The following is a 14,089-nucleotide window of genomic DNA, read 5'->3' on the forward strand; positions in this document are numbered from 1 at the left end:
TCATTATTTTTTATCAAAATACATTTCTTATCCTATATCAATGATTTGTATAGGCGTTCTGTTCTAAATTTGCATCATTAATAATAACAAAAATACACAATACAATGGCTACAAAATGGAACCTAGACCCAACGCATAGTGAAATTACTTTCAAAGTAAAACACATGATGATCTCTAACGTAAAAGGAAACTTCAGAACCTTCAATGCAGAAATTGAAGCTGAAGATGATACTTTTGCCAATGCAAAAACTACTGCTACAATCCAGACGGATTCTGTATTTACCAATAACACAGACAGAGACAACCACCTAAAGTCTGCTGAGTTCTTCAATTGTGAAGCTCACCCAACCATTACTTTCGAATCTCAGAAACTGAATGATCAGGTAATCGGAAACCTTACGATCAACGGGATTACAAAACCTGTAACGCTTGATGTAGAGTTCGGGGGAATCAATGTAGACCCGTGGGGAAATACCAAAGCAGGTTTCTCTTTTGAAGGAAAGATCAGCAGAAAAGATTTTGGATTGAACTGGAATGCAGCTCTGGAAGCAGGAGGTGTAATGGTAAGTGATGATGTAAAAATTGCCGGTGAATTACAGTTTGTAAAACAAGCATAATTTTTAACATACATGATAAAGGGTTCAGGGATTTTTACTAAAGCCCCTGAACCTTTTGTTTTTGAATACCTATTGAATCACTTAAGCTTTGAACTCAAGTGTTTTTTAAATTTTAATCTTCATTCATTATGAATCTTAACGATCTTCAAAATATAAGTGAAGGCTTCAAAAGTACTCAAAGAATGCCAGTCCTGTTTCTGGGACACGGCTCTCCTATGAATGCTATTGAAGAAAATCAATTTGTACAGGGCTTCCGCAAAGCAGCCACAGAGATCCCTAAGCCGAATGCTATTCTTTGTATCTCTGCCCACTGGTATACTCCGGGAACTTTTGTCACCGCAATGGAAATGCCTAAAACCATTCATGATTTTTACGGTTTTCCCAAAGAACTTTTTGAGGTACAATATCCAGCCCCGGGAAGTCCGGAACTGGCCCAGGAAACGGCTGAGCTTCTGCTGCCTATTGGAGTGGAAGAAGACCACAGCTGGGGATTAGATCACGGTGCCTGGTCTGTGATCAGACATATGTACCCTGATGCAGATATTCCTGTCATCCAGCTGAGCATAGACCATACCAAGCCTCCGCAATATCATTATGATCTGGCCAAAAGGCTGAATAAACTCCGTGAAAAGGGAATTCTGATTATCGGAAGCGGAAATATTGTTCATAACCTCCGAATGATCGACTGGAAAAATATCAATACCGTAGGAGCCGGATGGGACTGGGCTGTGGAAGCAAGAGAAAAAACCAACAACTGGCTTCTGGATGGAAACTTCCGGAACATTATCGATTACCAGAAGCAAGGAACATTTTTACAATATGCCGTTCCTACTCCTGATCATTATCTGCCCTTACTCTATACTTTGGGGCTGAAAGATCAGTCTGAAGAGCTGTCTTTATTTAATGATGAACTGATTGGCGGATCATTAAGTATGACCAGCGTACGGATTGGATAGGATAAACTAACCACAAGGACTCATCATTTCTATACAATTTATTTGGTAAGATTTTTTTTACGAAAGTCAATTCTATGGGTCTATGCTGTTTATTAAAAACAAAAAGGGAATAGCTCTGATGAACTGTTCCCTTTTCTTATAATGGAATGAATGTACTATTGTACTGCTTTTAAAACATTGATATTTCCATAACCGTAGCTGGAATTTGCAGTTGGATAATAAGTAGCAGCCTGTCTCATTTTATTAAGCACCTGCTCTCTTGTCCATGACGGATTTTTAGCCCATACCAAAGCTGCAATTCCTGCTGTAGCGGCTGTAGCTACTGAAGAACCACCCACATAATCAGCCTGACCGTTATAGTAGCTTAGAACCGGAACAGTATTTCCTGAAGCTCTTTCCATCTGGAAGGTAAAATCGATTTGGCTTCCGGAATGGCAAACGTCACATTTCTGATTGGAGGTACCTTCTTTTACTCCCGTGATCGCCTGTGTTTCTGACATTGATGCAGGGAAGATTACTCCTACAAAGTTTGTAAAGCTGGTAGAGGTTCCTCCGGCACAAAAGATAAGTTTACCTTTAGAATATGCATATTTTACACCATCTTCAATTTTTCCTACTGAAAAGATATGCCCCATTGACATGGAGATGATTTTCACATTGGTATTATTTCCCAGCTCAGTAAATGCTGTTTTCACTGCAGTCTGCTCACTGGATGTTTCCAGCACAACGTTTGCAGCTGCCCTGTAAGCAATAAGGTTGGCATTATAAGCCACTCCTACAGGCAATCCTGCATTATTTCTCGGAGCAGCCATCACTGAAGCCATCTTCGTTCCATGACCACACTGATCTCCTGAGCCGTCTGAGTTATACACTCCCAGTTTGGTGATGGTTCTTCCTGAAGAAGCTCCGTTATTAAAGCTTCCACCCAGTAAAACCTGTTCCGGAGAAACTCCCGTATCAATCAGACCGATGGTAACACCGGCTCCTGTACTATAACTCCATGCATCAGGTATATTATGTTTGGTAAAAGCCCATGGTATTTTGGCACCCGGAGTGGTAGAAGTATAATCTGCCGTATTTAAAGCTGTTGATGAAAATCCACATCCTGATGAACCGCTGCCTGAAGATTTCTCTGCCGTATTGTATTTGCTTTCATTTTCAAAATAATGATAGTCTCCCGGCTCCAGATAACGGACTGTTTTCATCTGACGAAGAGCAGCAATCGTTTCTTCTTTCTCAATAATGACATCCATCTGGTTCAGATACTGATCAGAAAGCAGAATAAAGTTTCTTTCATCTTTTCCTTCATATTTTTTAATGACCGATAAAAGTTCTTTTTCTATTTTCTGGTTGTCCGGGGATTTACTTCGGTCGAAATCATCCTTAGAAGAGCCGAACCCTATGGATACCATTCTGTTTCCACGGAAGACAGCACTCCATACGAAATGATCCGACTCATTTTTCCAGTTGAAACTTCCATCAGTCTTAATGGCCTGATTGATTCTTTCATTGATCTGCTTTTCGGTCAGCGGATCTTTCTGAGCCATTTCTATTTTTGAATTTTCATTCTGAAGTTCTTCTCTGGTACACGAGTTTAAAGCAAAAAATATTGCTAAGAGGAATACAGTTTTTTTCATATGTTATCATTTTGATTGGTATCACAATATAACACTTTGCCGGGAATTACAAACTTTAAAATAGTGAATTTAGCATTACATGAATATTAATAATCTGAATTCTGCCAAGAATAAGGAATAAAAGTTCTATGTATCTATGTTGTTTTTTTTCAACAACATAGATACATAGGTTTTGATCTAAAAAATTTTGAATAAGGATTTATTATCTCCGTTAAAACGGAAAATTTATAAATGTTTTATTTTTTTATGAAATTTCTGTTCCCCCGGCTTATAAAACTTTTTCGTAGCAAACACTGCTTTCAACGTCTATATACTGTCCGTAGTTGGGGATTTTATAAAATCCATTTTTTTCATAAACGGAAATAGCATTAGTAAGATCTTTAGAAGTTTCCAGTACTGCTTTTTGATAATCTAATTCTGTTGCCCAGGCTTCCAGTTCTTTTACAATAGCAGCTCCCAATCCTCTTTTACGGAATTCAGGATCTGTAAACATTCTTTTGATTTCTACCGTATCTTCTGAAAACGGTTTGAATGCTCCGCAAGCTGCAGGAATATCATCGATATAGGCAACAATGCAGTTTTTGATAGCATCTATTGTATTGAACTGAGCAAAGAAATCATCTGTGTCACCATTATGTTCTGCCAAAGTAGCATCAAGGGATTTTACAAGATTTCGGAAATCGGGATGATCAGAATCTGTTCTGAGTAAGGTCATATTTTTAAATTTTAACGATGAATGAAAAACAAAAAGCTCCCTTTTCCGGAAGCTTTTGTTGTATGTTTTAGTTGACAATGAATTTTCTTTCGTTGATCAGTTCTGCAATAGCCAGCATATCTTTACCGATCAGCCTGTCGTCTTCAAGTTTAGCCACTTTAGAGCGAAGGATGGTAAAGTTCTCTTCAATAATTTTAGAACATTTGGAAGGTCTTCTGAATTCCAGCCCCTGGGCTGCAAACATTAATTCAACGGATAAGATATTCACCAGGTTTCCAAGAACCTGATTGAACTTTCTTCCGGAGATGCTTCCCATAGAAACGTGATCTTCCTGTCCTAAACTTGTAGGAATAGAGTCTGCTGATGCCGGGAAACATAATGTTTTATTCTCTGTTACCAAAGCTGCAGAAGTATATTGCGGAATCATGAATCCTGAATTCAGTCCCGAGCTTTCCGTTAATAATCTTGGAAGTCCATATTTTCCTTCCAGCAATAAATAGCTTCTTCTGTCTGAAATATTTCCTAATTCCGCAGCAGCCAGTGTTGCATAGTCTAATGGTAAGGCCATCAGCTGCCCATGGAAATTTCCTCCTGAAATAGATTCTTCCGCACTTAACACGATTGGGTTATCAGTTACAGAATTCAGTTCCGTTTCTGCCATACTTCTAAGGTGCTCAAATGCATTTCTGCTTGCTCCGTGTACCTGTGGTACACATCTCATGGAATAAGGATCCTGAACTCTCTCACAGTCTTCATGAGCTTTCAGGTTTTCTGATCCTTTTAAGAATTTAAGCATTCTTGCCGCCACTTTCCTGCTTCCTTCAAAAGGTCTGATCTCGTGAAGTTCTTTTTTGAAAGGACTTGCAGATCCTCTATATGCTTCAATACTCATTGCAGCAGTCATATCAGCAAGGTCGAGCAGATATTCAAATTTTTCCAATCCTTTGATGGAATGGGCTAAAATAAACTGTGTTCCATTGATTAACCCTAATCCTTCTTTCGGTCCTAAAGCTAATGGTTCCAGATTATGTTTTTCCAGAACTGCCATGGTATCGGAAACCTGATCTCCTTCCCAAACCTGCCCCAATCCAAGTAAAGGCAATACAAGGTGTGCCAAAGGAGCAAGGTCACCTGAAGCTCCTACAGACCCCTGTTCAGGCACCACAGGAACAATATCTTTCTCAAGCATCAGGATCATTCTCTCAATCACTTCCAGAGAAACTCCTGAAAACCCTTTTGACAACGCATGTACTTTAGCGATCATCATGATTTTGGAAAGTTCTTTATCAATGGGCTTTCCAACTCCTACTGCGTGAGAAATAATCAGATTATACTGTAACTGTGCTGTTTCATCAGCTGATATTTTGGTATCGCACAGTGGCCCGAATCCGGTATTGATTCCATATACACAACGATCGGACTCAACTATTTTCTGTACGTTTTTCTGAGATTTTAAGATCTGTTCTTTTGCGGCTTTGTTCAGCTTGGCTTTATTAGGTTTTTTACATATTTCCAGAACATCATGGAAAGTAAAAACGTCTACTCCGTATATCATTTCTAAAAAATTTCCTTAAAATTAAGCATTTAACAATAATTGGAGAAACTAAATTTCACCCTTCTATATTTTTATGAAAAGAAGTGAATTAATTTATTATTTTTACCTCCGAAAATTAAAAACAATAAACATGAGACTGAAATCTTTACTGCTTGCTTTATGCGTTGCCGGTACCACAGCTTTCGCACAGAAAGTAAAATACTCTAAGGAAGACATCAAAAAAATGGAGACTTACCTTTTTAATGAAGGCTTTAATACTCCATCACCAAAGAAAACTTCTACTATCATTTTAAAGGACGGAACCACTTACAAAGGGTTTTGTAACAAAATCGAAACCAAAAAGGGACAGATCTACGAAGTGGCCATCAAAGACAGTGTGACCAAAAAGAATGCTACCTTCAATGCAGATCAGATCAATGAAATGTATGTATACCCAAGCAATGCTGAAAAATTTGCAAAAGTTGCCAAGTATATGGGGAACATCAGAAATTACGGAACCAAAAAACTGACAAAGACGACCAATAATGACAGGATTTATTTTGTTAATCAGACGGTTTCCTTAAAGAATAAAAAGGATGAAAAGGAATTCCTGATGCAGGTTATTAACCCTGGTTTTGATGATATTATTTCCGTTTACCATGATCCCAGAGCTAAAGAAACAACAGGATTCTCTGTCATGGGCTCTCCTCAGCTTGGTGGCGGTGTGATCAAATCTTATTATGTAAAGAAAGGTGATAAGGTAATCTGGCTTCATAAAGATGATTTTGAAGATAATTATGATTTCCTTTTCGGAGATAATCAGGAATTCATGAAAAAGTATCCTAAAAACTCCGTGGAATGGGATTATTTAAGCTTTCTGGTAAACGAATATACTTCTATGACAAACGGATAATTGAAAGACTTCATTATACAATGTAAAACCTGCATACTAATCTGCAGGTTTTTCTTTTTTTAAAATAGGGAAAGATTCCTTAATTTTGTTATATGAATCCTTCTTTAGAATTACAGCTCAAAACCTTACCATCTGAACCCGGCGTTTATCGTTATTATGATAAAAACGAACAGCTTTTGTATGTAGGCAAGGCTAAAAATCTGAAAAAGAGGGTACTCTCCTATTTTAATAAAAATCTTTCGGGATACAGAATCAAAATAATGGTCAGCAAGATTCAGCGTCTGGAAACTACCATTGTAAACAGTGAATATGATGCTCTTTTATTGGAAAACAACCTGATCAAAGAACATAAGCCGTTTTATAATGTCATGCTTAAAGATGACAAAACTTATCCCTGGATCTGTATCAAAAACGAAGATTTTCCGAGAATTTTCCTGACCAGAAACGTGATCAAGGACGGATCTGAATACTATGGTCCCTATGCAAAGGTAAGGCCTGCAAAGATCTTGCTGGACACCATCAAACATATCTATAAGCTCAGAACCTGTAACCTGAATCTTGCGCCCGCTAAAATTGCGGAAGGTAAGTATAAAGTATGTCTGGAATATCATATCAAAAACTGTGAAGGTCCCTGTGAAGATCTTGAAAGCAAAGAGGATTATGATGAAAAGATAGATGCCATCCGTGGGATCATCAAAGGAGATTTCCGGAAAGCCAAAGATTATCTGGTGAATCAAATGATGAAGCTGGCCTCCGGTCTTCAGTTTGAGGAAGCCCAGATCATTAAGGAAAGGCTGGATATTCTGGAAGATTATCAGGCCAAAAATACGGTTGTAAATCCTAATATTGATGATGTGGATGTATTTGGTATGACCAGTGATGAAACAGCGGCTTATGTCAATTTCTTTAAGATCAGGAACGGGAATATCATTCAGAGTTTCACTACAGAAATCAAAAAGATCCTGGAGGAAACTGATGAAGATATTATGGAGGAAGCTTTGATTGAGATCCGTCAGAAATTCGGTTCCGATTCTAAAGAGGTTTTGCTACCTTTCCATTTATCGGTAGAAATTCCGAATGTGAAACTGATTGTTCCTAAAGTGGGCGATAAAAAGAGAATTGTAGAGCTTTCTGAAAAGAATGCAAAAGAATACCGTCTGGAAAAGCTGAAGCAGGTTCAGATCGTAGATCCCGAAAGGCATACGAACAGAATCATGGCTGAAATGCAGAAATTGCTGAGAATGCCTGTAGAGCCAAGACATATTGAAGGTTTTGATAATTCCAATATTCAGGGAACCAATCCGGTTTCTGCCTGTGTTGTTTTCAAAGACGGAAAGCCCAGCAAGGCTGATTACAGAATTTTCCATCCCAAGACTGTAGAAGGACCCAACGATTTTGCTACGATGGAAGAGGTGATCTACCGCCGTTACAAAAGAATGGTGGACGAAGGGGAAAGTCTTCCACAGCTGATCCTTATTGATGGTGGAAAAGGGCAGCTATCTTCTGCTGTAAAAAGTTTAAGACTATTGGGACTTTACGGAAAGATTACCATTGTAGGAATCGCCAAGAGACTTGAAGAGATTTTCTTCCCGGAAGATCCTATCCCTTTGTATCTGGACAAAAAATCCGAAACGTTGAAGATCCTTCAGCGTGTACGTGATGAGGCGCACCGCTTTGGTGTAAAGCATCACAGGACCCGAAGAAAAAATTCTACCATAAAATCCGAGCTGGAGGAAATCCCTGGAGTAGGAGAAAAAACCATTGAATTACTGCTCTCCAGATTAAAATCGGTAAAACGTATCAAGGAGTCTAATCTGGAAACTCTGGAAGAAATTCTGGGGAAAAGCAAAGCCAAGGTAATCTGGGAGTTTTTCAACGCTCAATAAACGTTTATTTTATCCGATTCATTTTTCACCAATAAAACAAAGATTTTATAGGGCTTCAGGCATTATTTTTAATTCAACCAAAAGAGACTAAAAGTCAAAAACGAAAACATTTTCACGTAAATATCACAATAAAACACATAAATAAATAAATATTTTTAAAAATATTATGATTATTTATATTTTTATCGTAAATTAGTATTGTTAACTAATAACAACAATACTATGAAAATTTTTCTATTAATATAATCCTATCCCCTTTTTCATGTTGTAGAATGGTTTATCTAATTAAATCATAAAAGCAGTTGTCACCTTAAATATCAAAAAAATGAAAAACACATCAGCATATATAACGTAAAAGGCTCTTTTTTGAAGAGCCTTTTATATTGATTATTGATATTTGTAATTATTTTCCTTTAAAAACTTCTTTAGAATATCTTCCGTCTGCCTGTGGTATATCTATTACAATATTCCCATTTTCAAAATATCCTATCGTTGTATTTCCATCAGCAAGTCTTACGATGAAAACATCTTTTTTGGATGTTGTTTTAAAAACAGCAAACGGAACAGAGCTTCCTGAGCTGGCTAAAATAAACTGACCGGCATCCACCTGGATTTTCTGAAGTTCTGATTTTCCATTGGAATAGGTATTTGCAGACGGCGTAGCTGAAGATATCGGTGATTCTGAAACTGTTTTCTGAACATTCTCAGTAACTTCTGAAGTACGGGCCGGCAGCATGGCAACCGGGTTTGAAACTCCTACCGTTGTTAAAGCCTGCTTCAGAGCATCAGCAAATCCTTCTTCGAATTCTTTGATATCTGAGCGTCCTTTGGATTCGAAAATCACTTTTTTGCTGCAATCTTTAAACTGTAAGATCACTTTATTGGTAAATAAGCTTTTATCATTGATGACTTCAGCATTCACTACATTACAAGAGTTATCTCTTGCTTCAGTAGGCCAGGTATCCATAGCTTCTGTTAAAACCTCATATTTCTTTCCCTTCAATGCTTTTGACAAAGAAGCTTCCAGTCCGAAGCTGCTGTTTTTGAAGGTCTGAAACTTCTCAGGAATCACCACATATTTATAATCTGACACTTTTTGCGCAAAAACGGCTGTTGAGCAAATTGCCAACACCAATACTGAAATCTTTTTCATATTTCCCAATTTAATCATTTCTGAATGCTCCCATATCCAGTTTCAGCGAGAAGAAGTTCGAATAAAAATTAGATCCGCCTATCCCTGAATTGGTAATTGCATAATCCAGTGTAAGCCCTCTGTATCGTATCCCGATCCCCGCACTTGGCTGAAAAGAAACTTTTCTTTTAAGGTCTTCTATATCTGTAATCGACTGGAATCTGTTGATCCCCAATCTCACAAAAATCATTTTCTGGTAGCCTAATTCAGCTCCCGCATAAGGGCTGATACTTGCAAAATCTGTTGAAATCAATGAAGCAGTCTTAGCAAAATCTACATTTATACCGGCTTCCGGCAATACATATACGCTGCTGTTGATCTCAAACAGTTTACTCGCTCCTACATTCAGCTTAGGCATCGTAAGTTCCATTTTATCTTTCGGCGCCGGGTTGAATTCTTCCCCGTTTACCACTGTAGAAAGCTCTTTCTGATTCACGCTCCAAAAGTTTACCGTAGTGGTGATATCACGAACCATTCCTCCAAACTTCCATCCGTTGTCGGCCTTATAAATAGCACCCACGTCAAAACCGAAACCATATCCGTTGGCAAATTTCCCTACATTTCTATAGACAATCTTGGCATTCACCCCTACATCCAGCTTCGGATTTCCTCCCGGTCTGAATGCATAAGAAAGAATGGCAGCATAATCAGACTGTGAGAATTTTGTGATTTTATCATAATCTATATTCCCTTCAGAATCGATCATCTGAGTGGTATTCAAAATATTATCTACCCCAAGTCTCACTACCGAAACGCCAAATACGCCCTCTTCCATTACTTTGGCATAAGCCAGATAATCATATTTTGCAATTGATTCAAAGTATTCAGCGTGCATGGCTGCTCCCTGCCAGTCTCTTTCGATAGACATCAAACCTGCAGGGTTCCACATAGGGGCGTACACATCATCCTGATTGGAGATTACCGCCCCTCCCATTGCCAGACCTCTTGCACCTGCTCCAATATTTAAGAATTCATTAGAATATTTTCTGACAATCTGAGATTGAGAAATCCCAAACAGCAGTGAAAATGCAAGTAAAAAATATTTTTTCATCATATAAATTTGATGCTTAGTTAAAGTTTTTATTTTTCCTGGCTTTAATTAATCCGTTTGCAATGATTGCCAGTATCATAACACCTGATGCAATATAAAATATAGGGCTCATATGTTCTGATTCCCCAAAGATAAAAAAAGCTAGTATAATTCCGTAGACCGGTTCCAAATTAACTGTTAAAATTAGCGTAAAGGGTGATATATACTTCATTAAATTCACTGATTCCAGCATCGGAAAAGCAGTGAAAACACTTGCTAACAAGCATATTAACGCCAGATCCCTGTAGTTTATTTCATTCATTTGAAAAATTTGACCTGAAAGCAGATAAAATATCATTAAAACGAACCAACCGCAGAATATTTCATAAAATATAATATTCTCTGAACTGGTTTTCCCAAACATCTTCCCGTTAAATACCGAGAAAATAGTTCCGAAAACAGCACACAGGATCCCATAGATGATTCCTTCTTTAAAATGAAACTCCGTTTTAAAAATCAATAGGATGCAGGCCACAATGACTGTTCCCATGACCACTTCAGATACATCAATTTTTCTTTTAAAAATTACGGGCTCCAGTATGGAAGCAAAAAGTGTGGATAGCGACAGACAGCTTAAAGCTATGGACACATTGGAAACTTTGATTGAATAAAAAAAACAGTACCAGTGCAGTGCCATTGCCACTCCTATTCCTGCCAGCTGAAAGAATATTTTTTTGGAAACCTTGATGCTTTCCTTCTTAAAGACTCTGATGAATATAAAGAGAAAAACAGAGGCAAACAACATTCTGTAAAATACAAGAATCTGAGCATTGGCATGAATCAGTTTTCCTAAAATTGCAGTGAAACCCCATAAAAATACTATTAAGTGCAATCTGAAAAGTGCCAATTTATGCATAACCTATCTTCTTTGAATTTTGATGTGCAAATTTACAAATAGGCTTTTACAAATCTTATAAAAAAATCAATTTTAAATTAATAAAAAATTATAAATATCTTTTTTAATAGTTTTACTTACTAATTCAGGATCTGTTTTTATTAATTTTCTAAAAAAAGATGCGGAAGGCACAACTTAAAAATAGGATATTAAATCAATACGAAATATAAAAAATCCTGTTGTTGCTGTAGAATAGAGAAAATATTATAATGAGTGAGATGCAGCTACAAAAAACCCTGAAAATTTGTTAAACTTTCAGGGCCTTCAAATAATAAACTATTAAAAAAATAAACTAGGAACTGAGTATTTAGCAGAGAATATCACCTCTGTTACTCTGATGTAAAGTTAGAAAAAATATAAATTATTAGAAAACATTTTTTTGTTAAAAATTTCACAAATTACTAGAAACCAAAGTATTAAACACTTGTTTTATATCCAATCCATATTACTCATAAAAATAGTATCTTTAAGCGTAAAAAATTGAAATTTTATGGACATCGAATTCAACAAACGAGAAGATCAGAACAGATTGAAATTATCAGATATAAATCGCCTGCTCACAGAAATTAAAAAAGGAGGCGGTGAAAAGAGGCTTCAAAAGCTTCGTGATGAAGGTAAAATGACTGCCAGAGAAAGGATAGATTATCTTCTTGATAAGGATTCAGATTCTATAGAAGTAGGAGCATTTGCAGGCTATGAAATGTATGCAGAACATGGTGGATGCCCTAGCGGAGGTGTGGTTGTGGTGATTGGTTACGTTTCCGGAAGACAATGTATTGTTGTGGCCAATGATGCTTCTGTAAAAGCTGGTGCATGGTTTCCCATCACCGGAAAGAAAAACCTGAGAGCACAGGAAATTGCCATGGAAAACAAACTTCCGATCATCTATCTTGTAGATTCTGCCGGCGTTTATCTTCCTATGCAGGATGAGATATTTCCGGATAAAGAGCATTTCGGACGTATATTCAGAAACAATGCAAAGATGAGTTCAATTGGAATCATCCAGATTTCTGCGGTAATGGGAAGCTGTGTAGCCGGAGGAGCTTATCTTCCTATTATGAGTGACGAAGCAATGATCGTTGATAAAACCGGATCTATTTTCCTTGCCGGAAGCTACCTCGTAAAAGCGGCTATCGGTGAAAGCATTGATAATGAAACATTGGGAGGAGCTACTACCCACTGCTCTATTTCAGGTGTTACAGATTATAAAGCTAAAGATGATAAAGATGCTTTGGACAGAATAAAAAATATTATGAAGTCTATCGGAAGTACTGAGAAAGCAGGCTTCGACAGAATAGAAAGCTTTCCGCCAAAAGAAAATCCGGAAAACATTTTCGGAATCATGCCGGTTTCCAGAGCTGAGCAGTACGATACTTATGAAATTATTAAATGTCTTGTGGATAACTCTGAATACGAAGAATACAAGCCGGATTATGGGAAAAGTATCATCTGTGCCACGGCAAGAGTTGAGGGATGGTCTGTAGGTATTGTGGCTAATCAGAGAAAACTGGTAAAAAGCGGTAAAGGTGAAATGCAGTTTGGGGGAGTAATCTATTCCGATTCGGCAGATAAGGCAACCCGTTTTATTGCCAACTGCAATCAAAGAAAAATTCCTTTGATCTTCCTGCAGGATGTTACGGGATTCATGGTAGGTTCAAAATCAGAGCACGGAGGAATCATCAAAGATGGAGCAAAAATGGTAAATGCCGTATCAAACTCTGTAGTTCCTAAATTTACGATCATTACCGGGAATTCTTACGGAGCAGGAAACTATGCTATGTGCGGAAAAGCTTACGATCCTAGACTTATCGTTGCATGGCCATGGGCTGATTTAGCGGTAATGGGAGGAGCACAGGCTGCAAAAGTATTGGCGCAGATCCAAGAATCTACATTGAAAAAGCAAGGTAAAGAAATCTCTGAAGAAGAGCACAACGAAATTCTGGATACCATTTCAAAAAGATATCAGAAACAAACCGAAGCTACCTATGCTGCTGCAAGATTATGGACCGATGCGATCATCAATCCGGTAGATACGAGAAAATGGATCTCTATGGGAATTGAGGCAGCCAATCACGCCCCTATTACTGAGAAATTCAACTTAGGAGTAATTCAGGTATAAATAGTCCTGTAAAATATAATTAAAAGACGTCTCAGTAAGTAATTGAGACGTTTTTTATTACCAATGGTCATTATAAAGTCTTATTTTTAAGAGATCATTGCTATTATTAATTTACAATCTTCCTCACCACTCTATTATTTTCAGGAGCTTGATCCCGCTATCCACTCATACTCCTCACGCCTTTGCGCTCCCATCCTTAAAACCCAGCTGCTTCTCCAACCCATGCTGCGGGGTAACCGTTACTATCGGGGCTAGGAATGGGTGACTAGTAATGAGTAATGAGCAGTCTGGAATTATATCCCCAATGATAGGGCATAAATATTGAAGACATTATCATCTGTTAAAAACCTGTGGTATCTGTGGTAGATTATAAAAATCAGTATACCACTCATGGAAAATGAGTAAACCACACCGTATTCAATAGGGATGGGCTTTAGCCCGTTCTCATCCAAAAGAATAATTCCATAGGCTTTAGCCAAAACCTGGATCTATACCTGTTGTAAAGTAAATGGCGAAAGATTCTCTGAGGATACAT

At 37.7% G+C, this 14,089-nt stretch carries 11 protein-coding genes; 5 read left to right on the top strand and 6 right to left on the bottom strand.

Translation table 11 applies throughout. From position 1 onward, the window contains the following. Nucleotides 1–104 precede the first annotated feature (104 nt). Complete coding sequence (locus ACTJJF_RS19620) at nt 105–617, top strand: YceI family protein (RefSeq protein ID WP_312301792.1); 513 nt, start codon at nt 105–107, stop codon at nt 615–617. A 128-nt stretch (nt 618–745) separates the two neighbouring features. Continuing rightward, on the top strand, nt 746–1,573 hold the full coding sequence (ygiD, locus tag ACTJJF_RS19625; protein ID WP_312301790.1) for a 4,5-DOPA dioxygenase extradiol: 828 nt from the start codon (nt 746–748) through the stop codon (nt 1,571–1,573). A 155-nt stretch (nt 1,574–1,728) separates the two neighbouring features. On the opposite strand, the gene ACTJJF_RS19630 is transcribed toward ygiD, so the two are convergent. The 3 genes from ACTJJF_RS19630 to hutH all read right to left on the bottom strand — a co-directional run bounded on the left by ACTJJF_RS19630 (nt 1,729) and on the right by hutH (nt 5,480). Continuing rightward, nucleotides 1,729–3,210 carry a S8 family peptidase gene (locus ACTJJF_RS19630; RefSeq protein ID WP_440700743.1) on the bottom strand — a complete coding sequence of 494 codons (1,482 nt, stop codon included), beginning with the start codon at nt 3,208–3,210 and terminating at the stop codon, nt 1,729–1,731. Between the two features lie 268 nt (nt 3,211–3,478). Beyond that, a complete protein-coding gene (locus ACTJJF_RS19635) occupies nt 3,479–3,925 on the bottom strand; it encodes a GNAT family N-acetyltransferase (RefSeq protein ID WP_312301787.1) in 447 nt (148 codons plus the stop codon). Nucleotides 3,926–3,992: 67 nt separating this feature from the next. Beyond that, nucleotides 3,993–5,480 carry a histidine ammonia-lyase gene (hutH, locus tag ACTJJF_RS19640; RefSeq protein ID WP_440700744.1) on the bottom strand — a complete coding sequence of 496 codons (1,488 nt, stop codon included), beginning with the start codon at nt 5,478–5,480 and terminating at the stop codon, nt 3,993–3,995. A gap of 130 nt (nt 5,481–5,610) precedes the next feature. Here hutH and ACTJJF_RS19645 point away from each other — a divergent pair, with 130 nt between their 5' ends. Then, entirely contained in the window at nt 5,611–6,372 is a 762-nt protein-coding gene (locus tag ACTJJF_RS19645; protein WP_430809045.1) for a hypothetical protein, read from the top strand. Nucleotides 6,373–6,464: 92 nt separating this feature from the next. Then, the gene (gene uvrC, locus ACTJJF_RS19650; RefSeq protein ID WP_440700745.1) at nt 6,465–8,258 is read left to right on the top strand and encodes an excinuclease ABC subunit UvrC; all 1,794 of its coding nucleotides are present in this window, start codon (nt 6,465–6,467) and stop codon (nt 8,256–8,258) included. Between the two features lie 403 nt (nt 8,259–8,661). On the opposite strand, the gene ACTJJF_RS19655 is transcribed toward uvrC, so the two are convergent. The 3 genes from ACTJJF_RS19655 to ACTJJF_RS19665 are packed head-to-tail and all read right to left on the bottom strand — an operon-like array spanning nt 8,662 to nt 11,396. Beyond that, nucleotides 8,662–9,411: a hypothetical protein gene (locus tag ACTJJF_RS19655; RefSeq protein WP_440700746.1), complete on the bottom strand. Its 750-nt coding sequence runs from the start codon at nt 9,409–9,411 to the stop codon at nt 8,662–8,664. 10 nt (nt 9,412–9,421) lie between these two features. Continuing rightward, nucleotides 9,422–10,504 carry a PorV/PorQ family protein gene (locus ACTJJF_RS19660; RefSeq protein ID WP_440700747.1) on the bottom strand — a complete coding sequence of 361 codons (1,083 nt, stop codon included), beginning with the start codon at nt 10,502–10,504 and terminating at the stop codon, nt 9,422–9,424. A gap of 13 nt (nt 10,505–10,517) precedes the next feature. Then, nucleotides 10,518–11,396, bottom strand: coding sequence for a DMT family transporter (locus tag ACTJJF_RS19665; protein ID WP_440700748.1), 879 nt, complete (start codon nt 11,394–11,396; stop codon nt 10,518–10,520). A gap of 529 nt (nt 11,397–11,925) precedes the next feature. On the opposite strand from ACTJJF_RS19665, the gene ACTJJF_RS19670 reads away from it, so the two are divergent. Then, a complete protein-coding gene (locus tag ACTJJF_RS19670; RefSeq protein WP_440700749.1) occupies nt 11,926–13,554 on the top strand; it encodes an acyl-CoA carboxylase subunit beta in 1,629 nt (542 codons plus the stop codon). The last annotated feature ends 535 nt before the right edge of the window (nt 13,555–14,089 follow it).

Origin of the sequence: Chryseobacterium sp. 22458 (genome assembly GCF_052044975.1) — a bacterium.
Classification (GTDB): domain Bacteria; phylum Bacteroidota; class Bacteroidia; order Flavobacteriales; family Weeksellaceae; genus Chryseobacterium.